This window comes from Streptomyces sp. S063, assembly GCF_002832675.1.
Lineage (GTDB): Bacteria > Actinomycetota > Actinomycetes > Streptomycetales > Streptomycetaceae > Streptomyces > Streptomyces sindenensis.
Map to the genome: position 1 here is coordinate 78,684 of NZ_CP021707.1, position 24,547 is coordinate 103,230.

The following is a 24,547-nucleotide window of genomic DNA, read 5'->3' on the forward strand; positions in this document are numbered from 1 at the left end:
CCGCTCCCGCAGCATGGGGCGACCCGCTCCCGGGTTCCCGGACCGTCATTGCGGTCGGGGGTTTATCACGCGTATATTGGATTCTTCTGCGCACATGCAGAAAGGCCCCACGTGGAGGCCTTATGGGTACGAATATATCTGGCGGGGAGCCGTTTTGTCAAACCGGGAAAGCGACGAATTGCGGGAAGAGCAGGAATTCATCGATCGGCTCCATGCCCGGGTCGACGCACTGCGCGGGGTGGCGGCCGAGGGGGTCGAGCACGCGTTGACGCCGGTCGGCACGGGCCAGCAGGCGCGGCTGGAGCGGGACATCCTCGTCGCGGAGCGCTCGGGGCTGCTCGCGGCGCTCAACGCGGTCGACGGCTCTCTGTGTTTCGGCCGCATCGACGGCTCCGACGGGCTCGCGCACCATATCGGCCGGATCGGGATCCGTGAGGACGACGCCGACCACACGCCCGTTCTGATCGACTGGCGTGCGCCGGTGGCGCGCCCTTCTATCTCGCCACCGGGCACACACCGATGGGGCTGCGCCGGCGTCGCCACATCACCACCGAGGGCCGCACGGTCACCGAGCTCCATGACGAGATCCTCGACCTCGGGGACGACGACCGCACCGGCTTCGAGGACCCGAACGGCGACGCCGTGCTCCTGGCGGCGCTGAACTCCGCGCGCACCGGACGCATGGGCGACATCGTGCGGACCATCCAGGCCGAGCAGGACGGCATCATCCGGGCCCCGCACCGCGGTGTCCTCGTCGTCAAGGGCGGCCCCGGCACCGGCAAGACCGCCGTCGCGCTGCACCGGGCCGCGTTCCTGCTGTACGAGCACCGTGAGCTGCTGGCCAAGCGTGCCGTGCTCATCGTGGGTCCCAACCCGGCGTTCCTGCGCTACATCGCGGAGGTGCTGCCCTCCCTCGGTGAGACCGGCGTGCTGCTCGCCACTCAGGCCGAGCTGTTCCCGGGGTGCGCGCGACGGGGACGGACACCCCGCGCGCCGCCGCCGTCAAGGGCGGCGCGGCGATGGCCGAGGCGCTCGCCCTGGCCGTACGCGACCGGCAGCGGCTGCCGGAGCCCGGGGCGGCGATGGTGATCCCGCACGAGGACGGCGGAGATCTGGTCCTGGACTGGGAGATCGCCTACGAGGCGCGACAGGCGGCCCGCGACACCCGGCTGCCGCACAACCTCGCACGCCCCCACTTCGTCTTCCGGGTCATCGACGCGCTCACCTCGCAGCTGGTCGAACGCATCGGCGCGGACCCGTACGGCGGGCCCAACTTCCTCGGCCCCGACGACGTGGCCCAGCTCGGCCGGGACGTCGCGCTGAGCAAGGAGGTGCACGCGGCGGTGGACGAGCTGTGGCCGCCGCTCACCCCCGAGGGCTTCCTCGCCGACTATCTGGCCGACCCCGTGTACGTACCGGACGAGGACGCCGACGCCATCCGGCGCGAGCCGGCCGCCGGGGCGTGGACCCCCGCCGACGTGCCCCTGCTCGACGAGGCGGCCGAGCTGCTCGGTGTCGACGACAGCGCGGAGCGGGCGGCCGCGGAGGCCGCCCGGCAGGAACGGGTCGGCTACGCACAGGGCGTGCTGGAGCTGTCGCGCGGTTCGGAGAGCTATGAGTTCGAGGACGAGGAGTCCGAGGTGCTCGCCGCGCACGACATCATCGACGCGGAGCGGATGGCGGAGCGGCACGAGGAGGCCGACCACCGCACGGCGGCCGAGCGGGCCGCCGCCGACCGTACGTGGGCGTTCGGGCACATCATCGTCGACGAGGCGCAGGAGTTGTCGCCGATGGCGTGGCGGCTGCTGATGCGGCGGTCGCCGACGCGGTCGATGACCCTGGTCGGCGACCCGGCCCAGACCTCCGAGGAGGCGGGCGTCGGGTCCTGGGAGCGGATTCTCTCCCCGTACGTGGGCGACCGCTTCGAGCACGTGACACTGAAGGTCAACTACCGTACGCCCGCCGAGATCATGGAGCTGGCCGCCGGGGTCCTGAGGGAGAGGGACCCGTCGTTCACGGCGCCCGTGTCGGTGCGGTCGACCGGCGAGAAGCCGTGGACGCGCGATGCCGGGGAGGATCTGGCGGGCGCGGTGGCCCGGGCCGTCGCGGAGCTGACGCCCGAGGAGGGGCGTCTCGCGGTGATCGCGCCGCGGGCGCTCCACGAGGAGATCGCCGCCCCGCTGCACGGGGTGACGGCGGGTGAGGCCCCGGACCTGACCCGGACGGTGGTGCTGCTGGATCCGCGCCAGGCCAAGGGGCTCGAGTTCGACCATGTGCTGGTCGTGGAGCCCGGCCGGTTCGGTACGAGCGATCTGTATGTGGCGCTCACCCGTGCCACCCAGCGCCTCGGCATCGTCCACCGGGAGGGGCTGCCGTCGGCGTTGCGCTGACGGGCCGGGCGGCCCGCCTGCCGGGTGCCGGGCACCGGCGGGCCGCGGGCGTGGCCGGAACACGGTTGCCGAACCCATAGGGTGACGCCATGTCCTCGCCATTGAGTTCGACAAAGACCGCGGCCGCTCTCCGCACATCGGCACGCGTCTCCGCAGAGCTGCTGCTGGTCCTCGTGGCGGCGGCGGTCGCGTTGTGGGTCCTGGGCCGGATGTGGTCGGTCGTATGGCCGCTGATAGTCGGTCTGTTCCTCACGACACTGACCTGGCCGCTCGCCCGCTTTCTGCGTCGTCACGGCTGGTGGCCGGCGCTGGCCGCCTCGGTGGTGACCGTGTTCGCCCTGCTCGTGGGGGCGGGCATCGTGGCCCTGATCGCGGTGCCGGTGGCGGACCAGTCCGGAGAGCTGGCCGACCGGGTGGTCGCGGGCATCGACAAGCTCCGCGAATGGGCGGCCGGTCCGCCGCTGAACATCGGCGACGACCAGATCACCGGTGCCCTCGACAGTGCGACCGACCGGCTCCAGAACAGTGTCGGCAGCGTGGTCACCACGGCCGTCACCGGGGTGAGCACCGTGGTCAACGGGGTGGTCACGGCGGTTCTGGCGCTCTTCCTGATGTTCTTCTTCCTCAAGGACGGCCCGCGCTTCCTCCCGTGGCTCACCCGTCAGCTTCCCGGCAGGCTCGCCACCGACATCCCCGAGGTGGCCGCCCGTAGTTGGGCGACCCTGGGCGCGTTCGTCCGGTCCCAGGCGTTCGTCGGTCTGCTGGACGCGGTCCTCATCGGCCTCGGTCTGTGGATCCTCGGGGTGCCGTTGGTGCTGCCGCTGGCGGTGCTGACATTCGTCTGCGCGTTCGTGCCGATCGTGGGGGCGCTGTTCGCCGGGTTCGTGGCGGTGGTCATCGCCCTGGTCTCCAACGGCCTGATGGACGCCCTGCTCGTGCTGGCGATCATCGTCGTGGTGCAGCAGCTGGAGGGCAATGTGTTCCAGCCCATGATCCAGAGCCGGGGGCTCGGCCTGCACGCGGCGGTCGTGCTCCTCGCGGTGACGCTGGGCGGCAGCCTGGCCGGGGTGGTGGGGAGCCTGCTCGCCGTGCCGGTGGCGGCGGTGCTCGCGGTGGTCTGGAACTACCTCCGCGAACAGCTCGTGGAGGACCCGCGGGAGCCGGAGCCGGGGCCGGGATCGGAGGCGGGGCCGGGGCCGGGCCCGAGGATCTGCCGGAGGGGTCGCCCGCGCCGTCGTAGGTGTGCTGTTCGGACAGGCTGGTGACGCGGCCGGAGGGTGACTGGCCCCCGGGCCCGGTGTGGGGTCGGTGGCAGTCGTACCGGTCCGGCCCGTCGGGAAACGCTGCCTGCCGTTCGTTGTCCGGGGTGCGGGGCCGTTGGTAGGCCCCTTCCGCGGCGAGGGTGCGGTGGAAGCGTTCGGCCTTGCCGCTGGTCCGGGGCCGGTAGGGCCGGATCTTCTTGTGGGCGGCGCCGGCCGGGGCGGGCCGCCCGCGAGCGACGAGGCAGAAAGCGTCCAGGCGCGTCCGGCCCGAGCACCTGACGGGCTCGGGCCGGACGCTGTCGGCGCAGAGGCCGCCCCCGGGAGCGCGCGTCAGATGGTCGCGGTGTCGATCACGAAGCGGTAGCGGACGTCGCTCGCGAGCACCCGCTCGTACGCCTCGTTGACCTGGCTCGCCTCGATCACCTCGATCTCGGCGCCGAGCCCGTGCACGGCGCAGAAGTCCAGCATCTCCTGGGTCTCCGCGATACCGCCGATCGCCGAACCCGCGATCGACCGGTTGCCCAGGATCAGGGAGAAGAGGTTCAGCGAGATCGGCTCCTCGGGGGCGCCCACGTTGACGAGGGTGCCCTCGGTGCGCAGGAGACCGAGGTAGGCACCGAAGTCCAGCGGGGCCGAGACCGTGGAGAGGATGACGTCGAAGGTTCCGGCCAGTTCCTCGAAGGTCTTGGGGTCGCTCGTCGCGTAGTAGTGGTCGGCGCCCAGCTTGAGCCCGTCGTCCTTCTTCCGCAGGGACTGGGAGAGGACCGTGACCTCGGCGCCGAGCGCGTGCGCGATCTTGACAGCCATGTGGCCGAGTCCGCCGAGGCCGACGACGGCGACCTTCTTGCCCGGGCCCGCACCCCAGCGCTTGAGCGGGGAGTAGGTGGTGATGCCCGCGCACAGGAGCGGCGCGGCCTCGTCGAGGGCGATGCCCTCGGGATGGTTGACGGCGAACTTCTCGGTCACGACGAGGTGCGTCGAGTAGCCGCCGTAGGTGGGCTCGCCGCCGCGGTCGAGAGCGTTGTACGTCTGGGTGTTGCCCTCGGCGCAGTGCTGCTCGCGGCCCATCAGGCAGGCGTCGCACTGTCCGCAGGAGTCGACCATGCAGCCGACGCCCACCCGGTCGCCGACCTTGAACCGGGTGACGCCGGGGCCGGTCTCGGCGACGATCCCGGCGATCTCGTGGCCGGGCACCATCGGGAAGATGCCCTGGCCCCAGCCGTCGCGGGCCTGGTGGATGTCGGAGTGGCAGATACCGGCGAACTTGATGTCGATCAGGATGTCGAACTCGCCCACCGGACGACGCTCGATCGTGGTCCGCTCCAGCGGGGCCTTGGCACGGGGAGCGGCGTAGGCGGCAACGGTGGTCATGCCGGAGGTTCTCCTCTGGGTGATGCGGTAGGAACGTGTCCCAGCCTCTCTCCGTGTCCGGCGTTTACCCAGGCCACCGCTCTGCCTACGACCAGTGGTCCTACTACTGACGGGGACAGGCTCGGCCGCATACGACCACGCGGCACAGGAATAATGGAACCCATGGACGATCAGCCGGAGGCCGCCGCACCCGAGCCGCTGGACCGGCGTGCGGAGCTCAGCGAGTTCCTGCGCACCCGGAGGGCCAAGCTCCAGCCGCAGGACGTGGGACTGCCCGATTTCGGCCGGCACCGCCGGTGCCGGGGCTGCGCGGGAGGAGCTGGCGCAGCTGGCCGGGGTGTCGGTGGCGTACTACACGCGTCTGGAGCAGGGCAATGGGCGCAATGTGTCGGCGGAGGTGCTGGACGCGATCGCGCGTGCGCTGCGGCTCACGGACGCCGAGCACGCGCATCTGAACCATCTGGCCCGGCCGGCCCGGCACAAGAAGAAGCGCCGCCCGGCGAAGACGCAGCGCGTACGGACCGGGCTGCTGTATCTCCTCGACAGCATGGAGGGCATCCCCGCGTACGTGGCCGGGGCGCGGTCCGACATCCTCGCCTGGAATCCGATGGCTGCGGCGGTGTTCGGCGACTGGGCCGCGCTGCCGGCGGCCGAGCGGAACTGGGCCCGTCTGGTGTTCCTCCCCCCGCCTACCGGGACCTGTTCCTGAACTGGGACTCCAAGGCCTCGGACATGGTCAGCTATCTCCGGCTGTACGCGGGGTGCCACCCGACGACCCGCAGTTTGTCGGCGCTGGTGGGCGAACTCTCACTGAAGAGCGAGGAGTTCCGGCGGTTGTGGGCGACGCACAACGTCAAGGAGAAGGGCCACGGCGTCAAGCTGATCCGTCATCCGCTCGTCGGCGACCTGACCCTGTCGTACGAAACGCTGAATCTGCCGGACGACGAGGACCAGCAGCTGGTGACCTATCACGCGGAGCCGGGGTCGGAGTCGGCGCAGGCCCTGCGCCTGCTGGCGAGCTGGGGAGCCGACGCGCGCCGGGCTGATGTGATCAGCGGCGCGGGCCGGAGGGCGGACGACGAGCGATGAGGGCCGACCTCGTTCCACCATCGGTCGATTGACGGGCGGTCAGCTTGTCTCCGCCGTCAGCGCCGCCTTCCCGTCCGCCTCTTTGACGGCGAACGCCGCGAGGGCGTGAGCCCGGTCGACGGAGCCGCACCCGTCCCGGCCGGGTCCAGGAGCGGCAGGGTCGCCGCGGTGGCGAGCCGGGGCAGCAGCAACTGCCAGAAGCCGGTGAGCCGGTACGGGGACAGCCACTCGGCGTCGTGGCGGCCGAGCACCTCGAATCCGGCCGTCACGGCGACGGTCGCGGCTGCCGCTTCCTCGCGGGCGATGCCGTGGGCGAGCGTTCCGGCGGCGGCGGCCTCGTCCAGCAGTTCCCGCACCCGGTGGTGCCACTCCATCCGCAGGTCCGGGGCGGCGGCCCGCTCGCCGTCGCAGCTCAGCCGGAACCCGGCGCGGCTCACCGGGTCCCCGCGCAGCCGGTCCACGAGGGCGTGCGAGGTGTCGACGAGTGCTTGCAGGGCGGTGTCCGTCCTGCGCCGGATCGCGGCGGACATGTCGCGCAGCCCTTGGGACGCCTCCGCCACCACGGCTTCCGCGACCGCGGCCTTGTTCTCGAAGTGGAAGTGCAGCGCCCCCGTGCTGACGCCCGCGCCGGAGCTGATCAGCACCAGCCTGGCCTGGGCGTAACCGTGCTGTTCGAAGACGACGGCGGCGGAGCGGATGAGCGCCTGTCGGGTTCGGGTGGCGCGCTCCTGTTTGGTCATGGAGTTATCAAACCAACTTACCGGTTTCATTTCCAGGGAACGGAAGATTACGCCAGAGGCCCTTGGGCCCGCTTTCCGGCCGTGTTCGGGCACGCGAGCCACCGGAAACGGACCGGGAAAGAAGAAGCGCACGGGGTCGGCGCATTCCGCAGCCCGTTGGGCAGGCGGGCAGTCGGCGTGCTTTCGCCCATGCGGGGTGCCGCCCCTATCCGGCGGCGAACGCGTCCGCGTGGTCGGCCGACCAGGTGCGGTACGACCTGGCCCGGTGTCCCGTCAGCTCCTGGACCGTAGGGACCACGGCCGCCTTCGCGCCCGCCCGCTGTCGCTCGGCACTCTCCAGGAAGGCATCCGCGACGGGCCGCGGGTATTTCGCCAGCAGGGCCGCGCGTGCGGCGTCCAGGCCCAGTTCCTCGAAGCGCAGCGGACGCCCCAACACCCGGGAGAGCTGCGCCGTCTGTTCCCGCGCGGTGATCGCCTCCGGGCCCGAGACCGCGTACGCCCTGCCCTCGTGGCCCGTGCCGGTGAGCACCGCGACGGCCACCGCGGCGACGTCCCGGGGGTCGACGCACGCGACGGGGGCGTCGCCGTACAGAGCGCGTACCACTCCCGCCGAGCGGATGCCGGGCGCCCAGGACAGCGTGTTGGACATGAACGTCCTGGGGCGGACGAACGTCCAGGCGACCCCGGACTCCCTGATCGCCTCCTCGTTCTCCCGCTGACGTCGGGTGATGAAGTCGTCGGCCCCCGGTTCCTCCACCGCCATCATGGAGAGCTTGACCAGGTGGCGGACGCCCGCCGCGGAGGCCGCCCGGCGACCCGCTCGTCGTCGGGCTCCGTGGGGCTGTTCGTCACCAGGAACAGCGAGTTGACGCCCCGCAGGGCCCGGTCGAGGGCGGGGCGGTCCCCGTACGCCCCCTCGACGACCTCGACCCCGTCCCCGCGTACCGTCACACGCTCAGGGCGGCGGGCGAGAATCCGTACGGGACCGGCGGCCGCCAGCAGTGCGGCGACCTCGCGGCCCACCGCTCCGGTCGCACCCGTCACGAGAATCACTGGGAAGAGACCTCTCAGCCGTCGGCCCGGGGCCGGACAGGAGTGTGGAGAAGACCGGTTCATCGTCCTGATGACCTGTCACCTGGACCGTCACGGTGTCGTCGACCTCTTCCGGCAGGACCGCCGCGCTGATCCAGCACGGGCTGCCGAACTCGGCGTACCGGTGGAACCGGGTGTTGGCCTCCGCCGGGACGATGCCGCCGGGACCTGCCGCGAGGCAGGCCGCCTGACGGGCCGCCTCCAGCAGCAGCATGCCCGGGACATGGTCGTTGGGGCGCTGGAACAGCGTCGGGTGCCGGGTGTCCACGCGTAGCTCCCAGACGCCTTCGCGGCCGGTGTCCGAGAGCACCACGTCCTCGGTCCTGCTCCGGCCCGCACGGGCGGCGGCGACCGGCGCCGCCTCGGGTATCGATATCCCCTCGGCGGGGGCGTCGCCTCGCATCCGCCGGTACACCTTGGGGCTGGTGAAACGGGTCGCGCCCATCCCTGTGGCCGCCAGTTCCCCGCCCCGGTGCACCGCCCAGCCCACGCGCCCCTGCACGGGCAGTCCGCTCCGCCACTTCAGGTCGGAGCAGAACACCTCCACGTCTATCTCGGTGGGGGTTCCGCCGACGCCCAAGTGGTCCTGGTGGCACACGTAGTCCAGGTCCGCCATCAGGAAGTGGTAGCCGAGCGGAACGCCGTACCCGGCGTGGAAGGCGAGCATGGCCGCCTGCCGCATCGCTTCGGCCACCAGCAGCGGATCGTGCCGGTCGTCGCCGACCGGGGCGAAAAACGGGTGATCGTGCGGCAGGATCGCCGCCACCGAGAACCGATCGTGCGCCAGACGGACCCAGTTGCGGGGAAACGCGTCCTCCGGCCTGGTCCGGTGCACCATGTCGATCCCCACGGGATGCACCATGTCGGCCTCCGAATCCATTGCCGGCACCGAGTCGATCAGGGCTGCTGCTTCGGGCATAACTCCCCCCAGGGGTCATGTGATGGCGAGCCGATTCTGCGATGCACGTGCGCTGATAAGATACAGACTCAGCGGTTTTTTTTCTATCCCCGGCAGGGTCGCCCCTCCCCACACCGTCCCGGCCGTTTCCCGGGCCATCCGGCCCAGCAAAGGAGACAGGATGGCCAAGCAGGACCGGGCGATCCGCACCCGCCAGGCAATCCTGATGGCAGCGGCGCGGGCTTTCGAGAAATACGGCTATCAAGCCGCGACGATCACCGAAATACTCAAAAGCGCCGACGTGACGAAAGGCGCTCTCTACTTTCATTTTCCGTCCAAAGAAGATCTCGCGCTCGGTGTTCTCGATGCCCAGGAGCCGCCGCAGACCGTTCCGGAGCAGCCCCTCAAACTGCAGGAACTCATCGACCTGGGGATGCTGTTCAGCCACCGCCTGCAGACCAGTCTCCTCGCCCGGGCGGGCGTGCGCCTCTCCATGGACCAGCAGGCACAGGGCCTCGACCGCAGCGGCCCTTTCCTCCGCTGGCAGGAAGCCACCCATCACCTCCTCGCGCAGGCCAAACGCAACGGTGAGCTGCTCCCCCACGTCAACCCCACCGAGACGGCCGACCTGTACGTGGCCGCCTTCACGGGCACCCAGGCCGTATCCCAGACTCTCACCGACTACCAGGACCTGCAGCGCCGCCACATCACGCTCCAGCAGCACATACTTCCCAGCATCGCCGCACCCTCGATCCTCACCGCCCTCGATCTGACGCCCGCGCGCGTCGAACGCCTCAGCCTCCTGGCCTCCGAGGGCTGAACCGGGGGCCGGGCCTGTGCCGGCCCCCGCACCCCCGTCTACTGCTGTCCGGCCGCGAGGACCGCGCCACGAAACGTACGCCGATAGGCCAGTGGGGTGACGCCGACGGCGGCATGCAGATGCTGGCGCAGCGACGCGCCGGTGCCGAACCCGACCCGGCCCGCGATCTCGTCCACCGCCAGGTCCGTGGACTCCAGGAGATGCCGGGCCCGGTCGACCCGCTGCTGGACGATCCACCGGCCCGGGCTCGTGCCGACCTCCTCGTTGAAACGTCGGACGAAGGTGCGCCGGCTCATCCGGGCGTGCTCGGCGAGGCTCGCCAGGCTCAGCGGCTCCTGGAGGTTCCGCAGCGCCCATTCGCGGGTCGCGGCGGTGTCGTTCGCCGTCGGAGCGGGCACCGGCTGCTCGATGTACTGGGCCTGTCCCCCGTCGCGCCAGGGCGGTACGACGCAGAGCCGGGCGACCCGGTTGGCGACCTCGCTGCCGTGGTCCGCGCGGACGAGGTGCAGGCAGACGTCGACGCCGGAGGCCGCGCCCGCCGAGGTCAGGACGTCCCCGTCGTCGACGAAGAGGACGCCCGGGTCGAGCCGCACCTGGGGGTACCAGGTGCGGAAGAGCTCCACGATCGCCCAGTGGGTGGTGGCCCGCCGGCCGTCCAGCAGTCCGGCCGAGGCGAGGAGGAAGGCGCCGGTGCAGATGGACACGATGCGGGTGCCCGGGCGTACGGCCGCCAGCGCCGCGACGGCGTCCGCGGGCGCCTCACGGGTGAGGCGAGAGGTGTCGATGGGCGGAATGACGAGGGTGTCCGCCGTCGCCAGCACCTCGGGGCCGTGTTCGACGGTGATCGAGAAGTCGGCGTTGGTGCGCACGGGCCGGCCGTCCACCGTGCAGGTCACGACGGAGTAGCGGCCGTCGGCCGCGCCGAGGACCCGGTTCGGGATGCCGAGCTCGAACGGATACACCCCGTCGAGGGCGAGTACGGCGACGCGGTGCGCGTTTCCCATGGCACGATCCTGTCGAAAGATGGCAATCATGCCATGGTACGCCGGGCGGACAGGCGTGAGGCTGGACGTATGACGAAGAACGAGAGCATGCGCGCCATCAGCCAGAGCGTCTACGGAGGTCCCGAGGTACTGGAGGAGGTCCGGCTTCCCCGGCCGGTCGCGGGACCGAGCCAGATCGTGGTCGCCGTCCGGGCGGCCGGAGTGAACCCCACGGACTGGAAGCACCGGGGCCGGACGATGTTCCTGGACCGGCTGCCGCTCGTCCTCGGCTGGGACGTGTCCGGGGTCGTGGAGTCGGTGGGCTTCGGGGTGACCCTCTTCAAGCCGGGCGACGAGGTGTTCGGCATGCTGCCCTACCCGTACGGTGTCGGCTCCCACGCCGAGTTCACGACCGGCCCGGCCCGCGCCTTCGCCCACAAGCCCGAGGGCGTCGACCATGTGCAGGCGGGCGCCCTCCCGCTCGCCGCCCTCACCGCCCGCCAGGCGCTGGTCGACACGGCGGACGTGCGCGCCGGGCAGCGGGTGCTGATCCACGCCGCCGCCGGCGGGGTCGGCCATCTCGCCGTACAGATCGCCAAGTCGCTGGGGGCGTACGTCATCGGCACCGCGAGCGCCGCCAAGCACGACTTCGTGCGCGGGCTCGGGGCGGACGAGGTCGTCGACTACCGCACCGTGGACTTCGGGGACGCGGTGCGCGATGTCGACATGGTGCTCGACCCGCTCGCGGGCGAGACCCGGGCGCGTTCGCTCGATGTCCTGCGCCCGGGAGGCACGCTCGTGTCGCTGCTGCCCGGCGGCGATCCGGCCGAGGCGGCGAAGGCGGCCGCGCGGGAGATCCGGGTGGAGAACCTGCTGGTCGAGGCGGACCACGCGGGCATGACGGCCATCGCCGACCTGGTCCGGGCCGGTGAGCTGCGCGCCCACGTCGAGGCGGCCTTCCCACTGGCCGAGGCGGCCAAGGCGCACGCGCTGGGCGAAACGGGCCGCACCACCGGCAAGCTCGTCCTCGTGGTGTCGTAGCCCGCGGGGCGCCCGGCGTCTCCTCCCCGCGAGGACGAGGCGCCGGGCGTTCAGGCGCCCAGCGCCAGTTTCGTACCGAGGCCGATCATCATGACGGCGACCAGGCCGTCCAGCACCCGCCAGGCGGAGGGGCGCGCGAGGACTCCGCTCAGCAGCCGGGCGCCGAACCCGAGCGTCACGAACCAGCACAGGCTGGCGAGGATCGCGCCGAGGCCGAAGGTCCAGCGCAGGGGCCCCTGGTCGGCGGCGACGGACCCGAGCAGGAACACGGTGTCGAGGTACACGTGCGGGTTGAGCCACGTCATCGCCAGGCAGGTCAGCACGACACCCCGACGCGACGCGGCCGGGGCGTCCGCCGCGTGCAGGGCGGACGGGCGCAGCACGCGGCGGGCGGCGAGCAGCCCGTAGCCGATCAGGAACAGGCCTCCGAGCAGACCGACGACGGTCAGCGCCGAGGGCCAGGCGACGACGACCGCGCCGACGCCGGCGACCCCCAGCGTGATGAGCAACGCGTCGGACAGGGCGCAGATGCCGACCACCGCGAGCACGCCGTCCCGGCGGACCCCCTGGCGCAGTACCAGGGCGTTCTGGGCGCCGATGGCGACGATGAGGGAGAGGCCGGTACCGAAACCGGTGACTGCGGTGGTCAGGGCGTTCGTCATACGGCCGACGCTACGGAGCGACGCAACCCGCTGTCCAACTAAAGATTCTTACGTATCATTAGCATTCATGATGTCCGAGCTTCCCCTCGATCAGGTGCGCACCCTGTTGGCCGTGGTCGACGAAGGCACGTTCGACGCGGCGGCGAACGTACTGCGGCTGACACCGTCGGCGGTCAGCCAGCGGGTGAAGGCACTGGAGCAACGCACGGGCCGGGTGCTGTTGATGCGTACGAAGCCGGTGCGGCCCACCGAGTCCGGTGAGGTGGTGGTGCGCTTCGCCCGCCAGCTGGCCCGGCTGGAGCGCGACGCGCGGACGGCACTCGGCATGTCCGGGCCCGGCGAACCGACATCCCTGTCGATCGCGGTGAACTCCGATTCCCTGGCGACCTGGTTCCTGCCCGCCCTGCGGCGCGTACCGCAGGAACTGGACGTCGCCTACGAACTGCGCAGGGAGGACCAGGACCATACGGCCGCCCTGTTGCGGGAGGGGCTGGTGATGGCCGCGGTGACCTCGTCGCCGGAGGCGGTGACGGGGTGTTCGGTGCGCAGTCTCGGCCGTATGCGGTATCTGCCGGTGGCCAGTCCCGGATTCGCCGACCGGTGGCTGGAGAGGCGGGCGCGCGCGCGTTGCGCGAGGTGATCGGCGACGCCCGGTCATCAGCTTCGACCGGCGCGACGATCTGCAGGACGCCTTCGTGCGCCGGCTCGGACCCGGCCTCCGGGCGAGCGCCCGGCGTCATCTGGTGCCCACGTCGGAGGGGTTCGTGAGCGCCGTGGCGGCGGGCATGGGCTGGGGCATGGTGCCCGACGTCCATGCGAGGCCGTTGCTGCGCGACGGCCGGCTGGTGCTGCTCGCCCCGGACCACACCGTGGACGTCCCCCTGCACTGGCAGCAGTGGAGGCTGGATTCACCGGCGCTGGCGACCGTGGCCGAGGCGGTGGCGGCGGAGGCCGCCGAGACGCTGGCGGCCGGACGGCCGATTGCCCCGCGACCCTTTCGAAGTTAGGTTTACCTAACTCAACTCCCCGCCCACGGCTCCCTGCTGCTCGTCGAGCCGGTGCTGCCCGCCACCGTGCCGGCGGACCCGCCGGGCGGCGTCTGCCTCACCGATCCCAACATGCTGGTCAACGTCGGCGGCCGGGAACGGACGGCGGACGTTTTCGCGTCTCTGTGCGCGGCGGGCGGTTTCGTCCTGCGCAGCGTGACGCCGCTGCCCGCGCCGAACATCTTCCAGATCACCGAGGCCTCGCCGGCCTGACGGGCCGCGGAGGTCCGAAGCCCATGCACAGGAGTACGTATGCCCCACCCCATCGTCCGCCCTCCGCTCCGCCGCAACCGCGTCCTCGCCGCGCTGGCCGGCGGGATCGCGGTCGCGGTGGGGGCCGGGCTGCTCCTGTCCCACGCCGCCGCCACGGACCCCTCGGGCAACACCGCGCCGGAGGTCGTGCCGCCCACGGCGAACGCGGCCTTCGACTATCAGATCGGCGGCGCGTACACCCCGCCGGCCGGGGTCGGGGCCGTCTCCCGGGACCGGGGCGCGCTGCCCGCCGAGGGTCTCTACAACGTCTGTTACGTCAACGCCTTCCAGGCCCAGCCCGACGCCCTCGGCCGGTGGGAGAAGGACGACGCGGATCTGCTGTTGCGCGATGCCGACGGCGACCCCGTGATGGACGAGGACTGGGGCGAGGCGCTGCTCGACACGTCGACCGCGGGCAAACGCGCCCGGCTGGCGAAGATCGTCGGTGACTGGATCGACGGCTGCGCGAAGTCCGGCTTCCAGGGAGTGGAGCCGGACAACCTCGACTCCTACGAGCGTTCCGGCGGTCTGCTGACCCCGGCAGACAACGCGGCGTTCGCGAAACTCCTGGCCGACCGCGCGCACGCGGCGGGCCTGGCGATCGGACAGAAGAACACCACGGACCTGCTGGGGCAGCGCACGGAGATCGGGTTCGACTTCGCCGTCGCCGAGGAGTGCGGCCGCTACGACGAGTGCGCCGACTACGCCTCCGCGTACGACGACAAGGTCTTCGTCGTCGAGTACACCGCGGGCGACTTCGAAAAGGCCTGTTCGTCCGTGGGAGCGAAGGTCTCCGTGGTGCGGCGGGATCTCGGCGTCGTCGCGGCCGGGCGGCCCGGTCACGTGTTCCGCGCCTGCTGAGCCTCCGCGCGGCTACGGCGTGTCTGCGCAGACGGTGAATACGCCGCCGTCGGGGTCCCTGATCACCGCTTCGCTCCCGTCGGCGGGCGAGTCCACCGGCGGGCCCACCGCTCCGCCCGCCGCGCGGGCGGCCTCGGTGACCGCTTCCAGGTCCTCGACCCGGAAGCGGACGTGCCAGCGGGGGCGCAGCAGGGCGTCGGGGGACGACGCGTCCGCGCCGCCGCGCAGGGTGGCCACGGTGCGGCCGCCCTGCCGTACGACGACCGCGTCCTGCCGGTAGGCGTAGCCGACCTCGCAGCCTCCGGGTTCCTCGGAGGCCCAGCCGAACACCTCGGCGTAGAAGATCGCGGAGTCGAAGGCGTGGCTGGTGCGCAGTTCGAGGGAGGCCGGCGTGCTGTCGCGGCCGAACGACCAGGGTGGAGTCCGCCCCTCCCAGAAACCGAACGTTGCCCCTTCCCGGTCGGCGACCATGGCCCCCCGCCCCGGCCCGATCCGGATCGGGCCGACGGCGATGGTCCCGCCCCGTTCCCGGACCCGGGCCGCGGCGGTGTCGACGTCCGGGACGGCGAAGTACGGGGTCCAGGAGACGACGGTGGGCAGTCCGGGGGTGATCTGCCCGATCCCGGCGACGGGCAGGGCGTCGACGTGGGCGACGGAGAAGCCCTCGCCGAGCGTGCCGGAGCGGAAGGCCCAGCCGAGAACGGTCCCGTAGAAGTCCTCGGCGGCCCGCAGGTCCCGGGTCATGAGGCTGACCCAGCAGGGGATCCCGGGCACCGGGGTGCTCTGTTCTGCCTCGGTCATCGGGATCCGTCTCCTCGCCCCCGTGGTGAGCCGGCGGACGCCGACGGCGGTCCGGACGGGTGGGCCTGGTGGTCACCGGCCGTTCATGGACCGGGACGCTCCGTGGTGCCGTACGTTCTCGGAGCATCACGTCTCCATACCTACGCCGCCCCGGTCGCCGCCGCCACCCGGGACGCGCCCCGGACGGGCGGGGTGCCCGCCGCCCGGCCCGGGACGGGGGTGTCCTGTCAGTGCCCGGTGACAGGATTCAGTCATGACCCTTTCGCAGCCGAAGGCTGATCTCCAGCGTTATCTGCAATCCGCTCGCGATTCCCTGCTCTGGAAGCTCGACGGGCTCTCGGAGTACGACGTCCGCCGCCCTCTGACACCGACCGGCACGAACCTTCTCGGGCTGGTCAAACACGCCGCCGGGGTGGAGCTGGGCTACTTCGGCGACACGTTCGGGCGGCCATTCGACAAGGTGGTGCCCGCCTTCGAGGACGACGCCGAGGCGAACCAGGACATGTGGGCGACCGCGGACGAGTCCCGTGCGGACATCCTCGCGCTGCACCGCCGGGTGACCGAGCACGCGGACGCGACGATCGCCGAGCTGCCCCTCGACGCGGTGGGCCGGGTGCCATGGTGGCCGGACGACAGGAGCCGGGTGACGCTGCACCAGATCCTGGTCCATGTGATCTCCGACCTCCAGCGGCATGCCGGGCATGCCGACATCGTGCGGGAGCTCGTCGACGGGACCGTCGGGCTGCGGTCCGGCAACGAGAACATGCCGCCGGGCGACCGCGCGTGGTGGGAGGGCTATCGGCAGCGCGTGGAGCAGGCGGCCCACGACGCGGGGTAGCCGCTCCCCCGGTCACACGACGCGTGGAGCCCTGCGGCGTGGCGCGCTCAGCGTCCGGTGAGCGCCGCGGGTTCGCCGAGGTGGTGCGCGGCGGTGCGCCAGGCGGCGGTGACGGCCGCACGGGCGGTGGCGGTCGCCGCCTCCACCTCCGGCGGGAGGTGCAGCGGGGAGCCGATGTGGACGTGGAGGCGGGGGCGACGGGCCGGGGCGGTGAGGAGCCCGGAGATCTGCTTGACGCAGCGGCCCGAGGTCACCCGGCGGGCGCCTGCCTGGCCGAGCGGCACAACCGGCGCCCCGGACGCGTGGGCGAGGCGGGCGAGGCCGCTGCGGAAGCTCTCCGGCGGGGCCTCTGCCGCGTCCAGGCGGCAGGGAAGGCGTCCTTCGCCGTAGATGAGCAGGTGGCGGCCGTCCCGGAGCGCGGCGGCGGCTGCGTCGAGGGAGCCTGCCGCCCGGTGGGTGTTGCGGTGCACGGGCACATGGCCGCCCTGTTCCAGGAGCCGGCCGAGGACCGGGATGCGCCACAGACCCGCGGTGGCCATGACGACGGGTTGGACGCCGAGGCGCCGCAGGGCGGCGAGGACGATGCCCGGGTCGGCCAGAGAGGTGTGGTTGGCGACGATGATGCTGCCCGCGGCGGGGGCCGTGGCGTGGTCGGACGTGACGGTGAGGCGTCCGAGCGAAGGGACGACGGTGGCGGCGATGCGGCTGAGCACGGTTCTCCCTGGGTCCGGGGGGCGCGGCCGTCCCGGTGGACGGCGGTGCGGTGCCGGGTCCGCCCTTCTCGGCCTCGCCCGCCACGCCCTCATCGTCGTGGCGGGCGAGGCGCGGGACCTGAGTGCGGATACTCAGCCCCCTGGGGCGATCATCCCCGGATCGGGGGCGCGGACCCGGGTTGTTCCGGTTCCGGGCGCCGGGGCGGCGTCGGAACCGGTGTTCCCGGGACGGTGGGCGTACAGGTTCGGACGGCCGGCCACACCGCCGTGTCCCGGGCAGGCGGCCGTCGGTGTTCAGGGGGCCGCTGATGAGCAGGACCTCGGTGTGGGCGGGGAGCTGTGCGGGGCGGTCAGGGAGCGCCGTTGCCTCGGGCTTCGCGGTAGAAGGACAGCATGCGGCCGGGGTCCCGTTCCTGAAGGTCGGCCGCGCGGGCCGACCAAGCGGATTCCCGCCCCTCGGCGGCCGGCTGGGAGCGCTCTCCACGCGGTTACGTGGACCGCTCGCCGAAGCACGGCCGCCGGGGCGGTCGCGGCGGGTGGCCGGGGCCGCGGCGGTAAGGGGCCCGTTGTCCGGGCGCCCGGCCTACCGCGGCCTCACCCACGTCCACCGGCGACGGTTCTTCAGCAAACCATCGCGTCGCGAACGCATGAATAGGTCAATAGTTGCAGGACGTTTATCGTCCCGTGACGGACACGGCCGCCCTGGGGGCGGCTGCGGCCGGATGTTTCCGGCTCGCTGCTAGCGGGCTGCGGCAGCTGCTCGTACGGTGCCGAAGTCGAGGGCCCGGTCGGCCTCGCGCAGAACTTCCTCGGCCACCCGGCGGACTTCGGCGGGCACGTCGCCCTGCTCCTCCACGAGGCCGGCGTAGATCGGTGCTTCGGTGCTGTCTGCGGAACTCATACGGTTTGTTTCCCCGTCGGTCTGGAGCGGAATGCCTCCGCGGGTCTGCGGAGGCGGGGGCGAGTGTACGTGGTGGGCGGCGGCGGTCGCGATTCCGTTCCGGCGCGCGGACCCCGCCGCACCTGCTGGAACGGCGCTCCCCACAGCCCCGTTGGCGGCGGGCGAGATCTCCGTCACGGCCTGCCGGGGTCCGTGCCGAGGTGGTGCAGGGGAAAGCCCGCCCGGGCGGCGAGCGCGGTCAGCTCGTCGGCCGGGCCGCCCGCAGGCCGACCACCGGGTAGCAGTCGGAGTCGATGTCGAGGACGGCCAGAGCCGCACCGGTCTCGCGGTAGTGGCGGCCGCAGGCGTCCAGGAACTCGTCGGTCGGCAGGGTCGTCGTGTCGGCCTCGAAGAGCACCCATGGATCCACGGCGGGCCGCGACTCCAGCTGCCGCAGCTGGGCCCGGACCTCCTGGGGGTCCTCCTTCCAGTCGAACTCCGCGAGCAGACCGTGTGCGGTGAGCGCGTCGACGAGCGCGATCCGGGCGAGGTCGTCGACCGGCTCGTCGATGCCCCGGTCGTCCAGCCGGTCCGCGAAAGCGCTCACGTAGTCGTCCGGGCTGTCGTGGGCGCGCAGCACCTCCTCGGCCACGTCGGGGTGTGCCGGCGCGAGCAGGGCGGCGATCTCCGCCAGGGCGGCGCGGACCGGGTCGGCGTCGTGCGGGTCGGGCATGGCGGGGTCTCCTCCGCGGCCGGGCGGCCGCCAGGTCGTCGGCAGTGCGGCCACCAGGTCGTCGGCAAGTCGGTCGGGGTGTCGTCGATTCCGGTCGGGGTGTCGGCGGGCAGCCGGTCGTGGCTCAGCCGCGGCGGTGCCGGGCCTCGGGCAGGGGGCGGTGCCCCTCGGTCCACTCGTTGACCCAGCCGCAGCCCGAACAGGCGTACCGCCCGTCGAGGCCCGCGATCAGGGTGCCGCACCGCGCGCAACCGATGTAAGTGATCTCCGGGTGCTCCGTGGCCGCCTCTTCCGGTGAGCTCGGCATCGTCACCCGTCCGTTTCCACCGCGTCGAGCAGGATCCGGGCGAGCTCGCGCGGCTGCGAGAACATCGGCCAGTGACCGGTGTCCATCGTGACCAGCCGCCAGCGCTCGCTCGTCAGCAGCTCGGCCACCTCGGGGCTCGGCTCCGGCCAGTCGAGCAGGCACTTGACGTAGGTCGTGGGCAGCAGCCCCAACGGGCGTGCCAGGACGGCGGCCTCGGTGAGGGTGACGCCGGGATGGGGTGTCGCGCCGCCGAGGAAACGGGCGATCTGCTCGTCGGTAAGGCCCTGGCCCTCGCAGTCGGCGGCGGCAGGCGGCGGCCAGAAGCCCTCGTTGGCGGCGATCGCGGCCTCGACCCCGGCCCGGCCGTCCGGCCAGCCGGAGACGAACGACTCGCCGTCCGCCGGGACGTTGGCGTCGACGAACACCGCGGGCCAGCCGGTCACCGATCCGCTCTGCCGCCTGCCCGACGGGGATGCCCGCGTAGCTGTGCCCGACGAGCACCACATCGCGCAGGCCGAGGCGCTCGACCTCGTCGACGATGTCCTGGACGTGCGTCCCCGGCCCTGCGGCCGCCCCTCGCTTGTCGGCGAGCCCCGAGAGGGTCAGCGGGTGGACTCCGTGACCGGCCGCGCGCAGGTCGGGCGCCACGTCGCGCCACGCCCACGAACCGAGCCAAGCCCCTGCCACGAGTACGAAGTGCGTCATGCCAGCAACGTAGCGCAGGGGTCTGACAGCGCCTCTCCGTAGGTATGTCCGTACGTGCTGTTACCGGCCGAGAACCCGGGGTTCGGCGGGCTGTTCCCCACTCCTGAGGCACTCCCACGACCGCTTCCACGATCACCTCACGCCTTTCGAACGACGCCACTCACCGATCGAACGAGATGCATTGTCGGCCGTTTCTGACTGCTTTTCGCTATGAACGGAGGCGGTGGGCCCGGGCGAGGCAGGATGTCCCCGTGATGGGCAACCTTCCCGTCGTGACGACCAGTTTCGTGGGCCGCACCAGCGAACTGGTCAGCATCGAACGGGCACTTCGAGATCATCGGCTGGTCACGCTGACCGGCAGCGGCGGGGTCGGCAAGAGCCGGCTGGCCCTGCGCACCGCCGAGCGTGCCCAGGGCCAGTACCCCGACGGCGTCTGGTGGGCCGACCTGTCGCATCTCCACGACGACCAGTTGCTCGCCACGACAGTGTGCGACGGCGTCGGTCTCCTGGACCACAGCCCGCGCCGGCCGGTGGCCGCGCTCGGTGCATGGCTGTCCGGAAAGAGTCTGCTGCTCGTTCTCGACTGCTGCGAGCGGATCGTCGGGCCCTGCGGCCGGCTCGTCTCCGAACTGCTCGCCGCGGCCCCGGGCTGACGGTCCTGGCCACCAGCCGGGAGCCGCTGGGTTCGGCGGGCGAGCTGTGTGTCGAGGTGCCCCGCTGTCCGCGGGCGAGGACGGCGACGAGGCCGTCCGGCTCTTCCGCGAGCGCGCGACCGCCGTCGCTCCGGATCTCTCGCTCGACGACCCCGCGAGCGTGGCCGCCGTCGCCGAGATCTGCCGCCGCCTCGACGGCATACGCTCGCCGTCGAACTGGCCTGTGCCCAGCTCCGCGAGAGCAGCGCGCAGGAGATCACCGTGCGGCTGGCCTCCCGGACGGAGGACCTCGCCGACGACACCGTCTGGCCCGCCGCCACCGGGCCCTGCGCACCACCATCGGCTGGAGCCATGAGCTCTGCGCCCGCTGGAGCGGCTGCTGTGGGCGCGGCTCTCCGTCTTCCGCGGTGTCATCGCGGTCCGGACGCGCAGGCGGTGTGCGCGGGGGGCCGCTGGACGCCGAGGCCGTCGCGCCGCGCTGGAGCGGCTGGCCGACCAGTCCGTTCTCGGCGGACCGGGGACGGCTACCGGATGCTGGACACCCTGCGCGAGTACGGGGCGATGTGGCTGGCCGAACTGGCGGAGGACGCCCTCTCGCCGACCGGCACGCCCGGCACTTCGCCCATGTCGCCGTCCAGGCGTACGCGGGCTGGCTCGGGCCCTCGCAGGTCCTCTGGTACCACCGTATCGCCGACACCCACGCGGACCTGTGCGCGGCCCTGGACCACCTGCTGGCCGAGGACCCGGAGATGGCGATGGAGATGGCCGGGTGCGTCGGTCTCTTCTGGAGCTGCTGCGGTCATCTGCACCAGGCCCGTTCGTACCTGGAACGGGTGCTCGGCCTGCCGCTCTCCGCCGGTCCGCACCGCACCCGGGCGCTCTGGGCCCTGGGTATCACCCTGACCCTCCAGGGCGACCACGAGGCGGCCCGCCGTGTCGGTGAGGAGTGCGAGCAGGCGGCCCGCCGCGACGAGGACGCGGAGGCGGCGCTCCTCGCGGCCCACTCCGTGAGCTTCACGTACCTGATGATGGGCCGGCCGCTCACCGCCTACTCCGTCAGCGACCGCGCGCTGGCGGACCATCCGGGCGATCCGGCCGACGCGCCCTCGCAACTGCGCTGCCGGGTGATACGCCTGTTCGCCCTGTCGGCGCTCGGCCGGCTCGACGAGGCGTACGAGGAGCCATACGGCTCCAGCGGATCAGTCTGCGGTTCGGTGAACACTGGGCACGGGCGTACGCCGATCATCAACTCGCCCTCATCCACCTGCTCCAGGGCCGTCCCCGTCATGCGGAGAGCCACGCGCGCGCGATGCTGGCGAGCAAGCACGAGCTCCACGACAGCCTCGGCATAGCGCTCGGCCTCGATCTGCTCGCCGGAGCCATCGCCGCCCAGGGGAACGGGGTGGCCGCGGCCCGCGCCTCCGGTACGGGGCACGCCTACTGGCGCATGATCGGCCACCCGCACCGGGGCACCCCGGAGCTCGGGGCGATCCGCGAGCAGTGGGAACTGAGGGCCCGGCAGGCCGCGGGCGACTCGGCGTACGAACGGGCCTACCGGCATGCGTCGGCCGACGACGCCGAACGCGGCCTGGCCCTCGCGCTGGAGCGCGGGAACCCCGGCCGGGGGCTGATCGGCCGGACGCCCCCGGGGAGCGTGGGCTTAGCATCCGGGTATGACGTCGATCAGCCGACTCCGTCCCGACCATGCCGCTGCTCTGCTCGCCTTCGAGCGGGAGAACCGGATTTACTTCGCCGCGTCCATCACCGACCGGGGCGACGACTATTTCGCCGAGTTCACCGAACGCCATCGGTTCCTGCTCGCCGAGCAGGACGCGGGGCTGCACCACTTCCACCTCATCGAGGACGCCGACGGCGGCGTCCTCGGCCGGATCAACCTCGTCGAGGTGCGGGACGGTTCGGCCGAGCTGGGCTACCGGATAGCGGAGAAGGCAGCGGGGCAGGGGCTGGCCACCTGGGCGGTCCAGCAGATCTGTGTGCTGGCGGTCGAGGAGTACGGACTGACCTCCCTGCGCGCCGAGACGACGCTGGACAACACGGGCTCCCGCGCGGTGCTGGCGCGTACGGGGTTCGAGCCGCTGGAGGACGTCATGTTCGGCGACCGCCCCGGGCGGCGGTACGCCCTGGACCTGAGCGGGGGCGCTCCCCCGCCTCCTGACCGCCGCGCCGGGAGAGCGGCGGCAACGGGCGGCGAGAGGCGGGGCGAGAGAGGCGGGAGCCGAGCGGGCGGCCCGGCACCGGCGGTGTGGCCGTGGTCGCCCGGATGGTCCACCTCGGGGGCAAGCACCGTCCGGCCGCCCGATGCTGGGGCTCGCGGAGTGGACCGTACATCGGCCGCCCGCTCTTCGCCCACCGCCTCAGGAGGCCCCCGTGCCCGTACCTTTCCATCCGGACGCCCCGCTCCCCCGCCCCCGGCGGCGGAGAGCCGTCGTCGCCGCCCTTGCCGTCGCCTCGCTCGCCGGGCTGATGAGCGGCCCGGCCCACGCGGGCGGTGACAGCGGCCCGGACGGGGGCGGCGGCCCGCACGGACCGGCCGACCCCGCGTTGCGGCGCGGGCTCCAGGCGCTCGTGGACACCCCGGGCGGGCCGCCCGGCGCCATCGCCGTCCTCACCGTCGACGGCCGGAGCGAGGTGTACCGGGCGGGTACGTCGCAGCTCGGCACCGGGCGTCCGCCCCGGACCACCGACCACATGCGGATCGCGAGCACCGCCAAGGCCTTCAGCGGCTCGGTCGCCCTGCAGCTGACCGAGCGGGGCGTGCTCGGCCTCGACGACACCATCGGCCGGCGGCTGCCGGGCTGCCCGCCGCCTGGCACCGCGTGACGCTCCGCCAGCTCCTGAACCACACCAGTGGGCTCCCCGACTACACCGAGGATCCGACGTTCATCGCCGAGCTGACGGCCGATCCCCGCAGGCGCTTCGACTCCCGGCGGCTGCTGGACTACGTCGCCGGGACCCGCTGCGGTTCCGGCCCGGGTCGGCGTACCGCTACTCCAACTCCGACAACATCGCCGTGGCGCTGATGGCCGAGGCGGTGACGGGAGAGCGGTACGAGACGCTCCTCGCCGAACTCGTCTACCGGCCGCTCGGCCTGCGCGACACCAGCCTCCCGCAGGGCTACCGACTGCCCACCCTATCTGCACGGCTACGCGGTGGACCGGCCGGGCGCGCCTGAGGACGTCAGCACGGTGCTCAGCGCCTCGGGCGTGTGGGCGTCGGGGGGTATCGTCTCCACGCCCCGGGACCTGGGGGCCTTCATCCGCGGCTACGCCGGCGGGCTGGGTCTCGGCCCGGCCGTCCGTGCACAGCAGCTGTCGTTCGTGGCGGGCAGCTCCGAGCCCGCCGGTCCCGGCGCAACAAGGCCGGTCTCGCCGTCTTCTCGTACGCGACGCGCTGCGGCACCGTGTACGGCCACACCGGCAACTTCCCCGGCTACACCCAGCTGGCCGCGGCGACCGAGGACGGCAAGCGGTCCCTGACCGTCTCCCTCACCTCCCAGGTGAACCGTGCGACGAACCCGCGGCTGCTGGCCACGCTCCGCGAGCTCCAGGAGGAGTTCGTCTGCCGGCTGCTCGATCGCCGGAAGCCGGGCGGGGCGTCCTAGCGAGCTCGTGCACGGTAGGCGGTGAGATGTCGAGGCTGTCGGCGGGGCTCGGTGTTCAACTCTGCCGTGTCGACGTCAGGTCCGCGGTCTGCTGATGGGACAGCAGGCCGGCGACGGCTTGGACGGTGTCGCTCATGTGCTCGCGGCGGCCGAGGTGGCGGGCCAGGGCACGCCAATTCTTCAGATGGGCGATGCCGTGCTCGACCCGGATTCGCCTTGAGGAGTGTGCCTTGCGCTGGCGTTCGTACATTTCCTCGTACCAGTCCGGGGCGTTCTTCTGGAACTTGCGGTGCGGTGGTGTCACCACCGCACCGCCGGTCTGCGCGCCAAGGCCCTGGTAGCCGGCATCGGCGAGAATCTCGACCGCGGGCCCGTCGGCCAGGAGCTTGACCAGCCCTGATTGGCGGGCGTGAGTGATGTCCGCGCAGCTTGCGGGTCGTGCTGGGCTGCACCACAGCACGCGGCCTTCGGCGTCCGTGACCACCATGGACTTGACGGCGTTCTGCTTGTTCTTGCCGGAGATGAACTTGTCGCGGTCCTTCCGTCCGAAGGAGGGCCGACGGACCCGGATCTCGGTGCCGTCGATGATGCCGGTCGTCCCGCTCGCGCCGAGGTGGTCGACGACGTCGGCCAGAGTTCGCAGCCGCACGTCGGGGCTGACCGTGCAGCCTCGCCCGGCAAGCAGGGGCCGCACCTCGCCGACGGCCCGGGTGATGGAGGAGCGGTCCACGCCGAACCAGCAGGCCAGCACGTCGTGGGTGCCCCCGTGACGAAATCAGGAGCTCGAC

General features: G+C 72.3%; 15 protein-coding genes and 12 pseudogenes. 12 read left to right on the forward strand and 15 right to left on the reverse strand.

What is annotated here, in order from left to right:
• Window positions 1-178: 178 nt before the first annotated feature.
• Both CCZ36_RS00345 and CCZ36_RS00350 read left to right on the forward strand, forming a co-directional pair.
• Window positions 179-2,390: pseudogene (locus CCZ36_RS00345) on the forward strand (HelD family protein).
• An 89-nt stretch (window positions 2,391-2,479) separates the two neighbouring features.
• Complete coding sequence (locus CCZ36_RS00350; protein ID WP_128816829.1) at window positions 2,480-3,655, forward strand: AI-2E family transporter; 1,176 nt, start codon at window positions 2,480-2,482, stop codon at window positions 3,653-3,655.
• 22 nt (window positions 3,656-3,677) lie between these two features.
• Here the strand turns inward: CCZ36_RS00350 and CCZ36_RS36365 are convergent.
• Window positions 3,678-3,986: pseudogene (locus tag CCZ36_RS36365) on the reverse strand (integrase core domain-containing protein); the annotation flags it as partial.
• Window positions 3,983-5,023, reverse strand: a complete 1,041-nt coding sequence (locus CCZ36_RS00360) for an NAD(P)-dependent alcohol dehydrogenase (protein WP_128816830.1) — start codon at window positions 5,021-5,023, stop codon at window positions 3,983-3,985. The pseudogene CCZ36_RS36365 and the gene CCZ36_RS00360, both read right to left, overlap by 4 nt.
• A gap of 162 nt (window positions 5,024-5,185) precedes the next feature.
• Here CCZ36_RS00360 and CCZ36_RS00365 point away from each other — a divergent pair.
• A pseudogene (locus CCZ36_RS00365) lies at window positions 5,186-6,112 on the forward strand (helix-turn-helix domain-containing protein).
• A 56-nt stretch (window positions 6,113-6,168) separates the two neighbouring features.
• On the opposite strand, the gene CCZ36_RS00370 reads toward CCZ36_RS00365, so the two are convergent.
• The 3 genes and pseudogenes from CCZ36_RS00370 to CCZ36_RS00380 form a co-directional block, all read right to left on the reverse strand.
• Window positions 6,169-6,852 carry a ScbR family autoregulator-binding transcription factor gene (locus CCZ36_RS00370; protein ID WP_128816831.1) on the reverse strand — a complete coding sequence of 228 codons (684 nt, stop codon included), beginning with the start codon at window positions 6,850-6,852 and terminating at the stop codon, window positions 6,169-6,171.
• A gap of 205 nt (window positions 6,853-7,057) precedes the next feature.
• Window positions 7,058-7,905, reverse strand: a pseudogene (locus CCZ36_RS00375) (NmrA family NAD(P)-binding protein).
• Entirely contained in the window at window positions 7,808-8,806 is a 999-nt protein-coding gene (locus CCZ36_RS00380; RefSeq protein ID WP_269467458.1) for a ScbA/BarX family gamma-butyrolactone biosynthesis protein, read from the reverse strand. The pseudogene CCZ36_RS00375 and the gene CCZ36_RS00380 overlap by 98 nt, the downstream one beginning before the upstream one ends.
• Window positions 8,807-9,023: 217 nt before the next feature.
• On the opposite strand from CCZ36_RS00380, the gene CCZ36_RS00385 reads away from it, so the two are divergent.
• Window positions 9,024-9,662 carry a ScbR family autoregulator-binding transcription factor gene (locus tag CCZ36_RS00385; protein ID WP_069735029.1) on the forward strand — a complete coding sequence of 213 codons (639 nt, stop codon included), beginning with the start codon at window positions 9,024-9,026 and terminating at the stop codon, window positions 9,660-9,662.
• A 38-nt stretch (window positions 9,663-9,700) separates the two neighbouring features.
• On the opposite strand, the gene CCZ36_RS00390 is transcribed toward CCZ36_RS00385, so the two are convergent.
• Entirely contained in the window at window positions 9,701-10,666 is a 966-nt protein-coding gene (locus tag CCZ36_RS00390; protein WP_128816832.1) for a GlxA family transcriptional regulator, read from the reverse strand.
• Window positions 10,667-10,753: 87 nt separating this feature from the next.
• Between CCZ36_RS00390 and CCZ36_RS00395 the strand changes: the two genes are divergently transcribed.
• On the forward strand, window positions 10,754-11,686 hold the full coding sequence (locus CCZ36_RS00395) for an NADP-dependent oxidoreductase (RefSeq protein ID WP_128819374.1): 933 nt from the start codon (window positions 10,754-10,756) through the stop codon (window positions 11,684-11,686).
• Between the two features lie 50 nt (window positions 11,687-11,736).
• Here CCZ36_RS00395 and CCZ36_RS00400 read toward each other — a convergent pair whose 3' ends face one another.
• A complete protein-coding gene (locus tag CCZ36_RS00400) occupies window positions 11,737-12,348 on the reverse strand; it encodes a LysE/ArgO family amino acid transporter (protein WP_069735031.1) in 612 nt (203 codons plus the stop codon).
• 67 nt (window positions 12,349-12,415) lie between these two features.
• On the opposite strand from CCZ36_RS00400, the pseudogene CCZ36_RS36595 reads away from it, so the two are divergent.
• From CCZ36_RS36595 to CCZ36_RS00415, 3 genes and pseudogenes are all read left to right on the forward strand, one after another.
• Window positions 12,416-13,355 (forward strand): annotated as a pseudogene (locus tag CCZ36_RS36595) (LysR family transcriptional regulator ArgP).
• Window positions 13,356-13,382: 27 nt separating this feature from the next.
• Window positions 13,383-13,607: pseudogene (locus CCZ36_RS00410) on the forward strand (methyltransferase); the annotation flags it as partial.
• 39 nt (window positions 13,608-13,646) lie between these two features.
• Complete coding sequence (locus tag CCZ36_RS00415; protein WP_069735034.1) at window positions 13,647-14,507, forward strand: endo alpha-1,4 polygalactosaminidase; 861 nt, start codon at window positions 13,647-13,649, stop codon at window positions 14,505-14,507.
• A gap of 12 nt (window positions 14,508-14,519) precedes the next feature.
• Here CCZ36_RS00415 and CCZ36_RS00420 read toward each other — a convergent pair whose 3' ends face one another.
• Window positions 14,520-15,308 (reverse strand): VOC family protein, encoded by a 789-nt coding sequence (locus tag CCZ36_RS00420; RefSeq protein WP_069735035.1) that lies wholly within the window; start codon window positions 15,306-15,308, stop codon window positions 14,520-14,522.
• Window positions 15,309-15,561: 253 nt separating this feature from the next.
• On the opposite strand from CCZ36_RS00420, the gene CCZ36_RS00425 reads away from it, so the two are divergent.
• A complete protein-coding gene (locus CCZ36_RS00425) occupies window positions 15,562-16,146 on the forward strand; it encodes a DinB family protein (protein WP_128816833.1) in 585 nt (194 codons plus the stop codon).
• A 47-nt stretch (window positions 16,147-16,193) separates the two neighbouring features.
• Here the strand turns inward: CCZ36_RS00425 and CCZ36_RS00430 are convergent, their stop codons facing one another.
• The 5 genes and pseudogenes from CCZ36_RS00430 to CCZ36_RS00450 all read right to left on the reverse strand — a co-directional run.
• The gene (locus tag CCZ36_RS00430; protein WP_128816834.1) at window positions 16,194-16,859 is read right to left on the reverse strand and encodes a lysophospholipid acyltransferase family protein; all 666 of its coding nucleotides are present in this window, start codon (window positions 16,857-16,859) and stop codon (window positions 16,194-16,196) included.
• A gap of 739 nt (window positions 16,860-17,598) precedes the next feature.
• The gene (locus CCZ36_RS34630; protein ID WP_010060665.1) at window positions 17,599-17,760 is read right to left on the reverse strand and encodes a hypothetical protein; all 162 of its coding nucleotides are present in this window, start codon (window positions 17,758-17,760) and stop codon (window positions 17,599-17,601) included.
• A 173-nt stretch (window positions 17,761-17,933) separates the two neighbouring features.
• Window positions 17,934-18,472: pseudogene (locus CCZ36_RS00440) on the reverse strand (DUF6630 family protein).
• 124 nt (window positions 18,473-18,596) lie between these two features.
• Window positions 18,597-18,779, reverse strand: coding sequence for a hypothetical protein (locus tag CCZ36_RS35275; RefSeq protein WP_069735039.1), 183 nt, complete (start codon window positions 18,777-18,779; stop codon window positions 18,597-18,599).
• A gap of 111 nt (window positions 18,780-18,890) precedes the next feature.
• A pseudogene (locus CCZ36_RS00450) lies at window positions 18,891-19,484 on the reverse strand (alpha/beta fold hydrolase); the annotation flags it as partial.
• 254 nt (window positions 19,485-19,738) lie between these two features.
• Here CCZ36_RS00450 and CCZ36_RS00455 point away from each other — a divergent pair.
• The 3 pseudogenes from CCZ36_RS00455 to CCZ36_RS00465 all read left to right on the forward strand — a co-directional run.
• A pseudogene (locus CCZ36_RS00455) lies at window positions 19,739-21,758 on the forward strand (ATP-binding protein); the annotation flags it as partial.
• Between the two features lie 52 nt (window positions 21,759-21,810).
• A pseudogene (locus CCZ36_RS00460) lies at window positions 21,811-22,305 on the forward strand (GNAT family N-acetyltransferase); the annotation flags it as partial.
• 316 nt (window positions 22,306-22,621) lie between these two features.
• Window positions 22,622-23,759 (forward strand): annotated as a pseudogene (locus CCZ36_RS00465) (serine hydrolase domain-containing protein).
• A gap of 55 nt (window positions 23,760-23,814) precedes the next feature.
• Here the strand turns inward: CCZ36_RS00465 and CCZ36_RS00470 are convergent.
• A complete protein-coding gene (locus CCZ36_RS00470; protein ID WP_335755837.1) occupies window positions 23,815-24,453 on the reverse strand; it encodes a transposase family protein in 639 nt (212 codons plus the stop codon).
• Window positions 24,436-24,522, reverse strand: a pseudogene (locus CCZ36_RS36370) (transposase family protein); the annotation flags it as partial. The gene CCZ36_RS00470 and the pseudogene CCZ36_RS36370, both read right to left, overlap by 18 nt.
• Window positions 24,523-24,547 lie beyond the last annotated feature (25 nt).

What these genes read in the sequence shown, in the direction of transcription:
- CCZ36_RS00350 (WP_128816829.1), top strand. Translation starts at nt 2,480, where the DNA reads ATGTCCTCGCCATTGAGTTCGACAAAGACCGCGGCCGCTCTCCGCACA.
- CCZ36_RS00360 (WP_128816830.1), bottom strand. Translation starts at nt 5,023, where the DNA reads ATGACCACCGTTGCCGCCTACGCCGCTCCCCGTGCCAAGGCCCCGCTG.
- CCZ36_RS00370 (WP_128816831.1), bottom strand. Translation starts at nt 6,852, where the DNA reads ATGACCAAACAGGAGCGCGCCACCCGAACCCGACAGGCGCTCATCCGC.
- CCZ36_RS00380 (WP_269467458.1), bottom strand. Translation starts at nt 8,806, where the DNA reads ATGGTGCATCCCGTGGGGATCGACATGGTGCACCGGACCAGGCCGGAG.
- CCZ36_RS00385 (WP_069735029.1), top strand. Translation starts at nt 9,024, where the DNA reads ATGGCCAAGCAGGACCGGGCGATCCGCACCCGCCAGGCAATCCTGATG.
- CCZ36_RS00390 (WP_128816832.1), bottom strand. Translation starts at nt 10,666, where the DNA reads ATGGGAAACGCGCACCGCGTCGCCGTACTCGCCCTCGACGGGGTGTAT.
- CCZ36_RS00395 (WP_128819374.1), top strand. Translation starts at nt 10,754, where the DNA reads ATGCGCGCCATCAGCCAGAGCGTCTACGGAGGTCCCGAGGTACTGGAG.
- CCZ36_RS00400 (WP_069735031.1), bottom strand. Translation starts at nt 12,348, where the DNA reads ATGACGAACGCCCTGACCACCGCAGTCACCGGTTTCGGTACCGGCCTC.
- CCZ36_RS00415 (WP_069735034.1), top strand. Translation starts at nt 13,647, where the DNA reads ATGCCCCACCCCATCGTCCGCCCTCCGCTCCGCCGCAACCGCGTCCTC.
- CCZ36_RS00420 (WP_069735035.1), bottom strand. Translation starts at nt 15,308, where the DNA reads ATGACCGAGGCAGAACAGAGCACCCCGGTGCCCGGGATCCCCTGCTGG.
- CCZ36_RS00425 (WP_128816833.1), top strand. Translation starts at nt 15,562, where the DNA reads ATGACCCTTTCGCAGCCGAAGGCTGATCTCCAGCGTTATCTGCAATCC.
- CCZ36_RS34630 (WP_010060665.1), bottom strand. Translation starts at nt 17,760, where the DNA reads ATGAGTTCCGCAGACAGCACCGAAGCACCGATCTACGCCGGCCTCGTG.
- CCZ36_RS35275 (WP_069735039.1), bottom strand. Translation starts at nt 18,779, where the DNA reads ATGCCGAGCTCACCGGAAGAGGCGGCCACGGAGCACCCGGAGATCACT.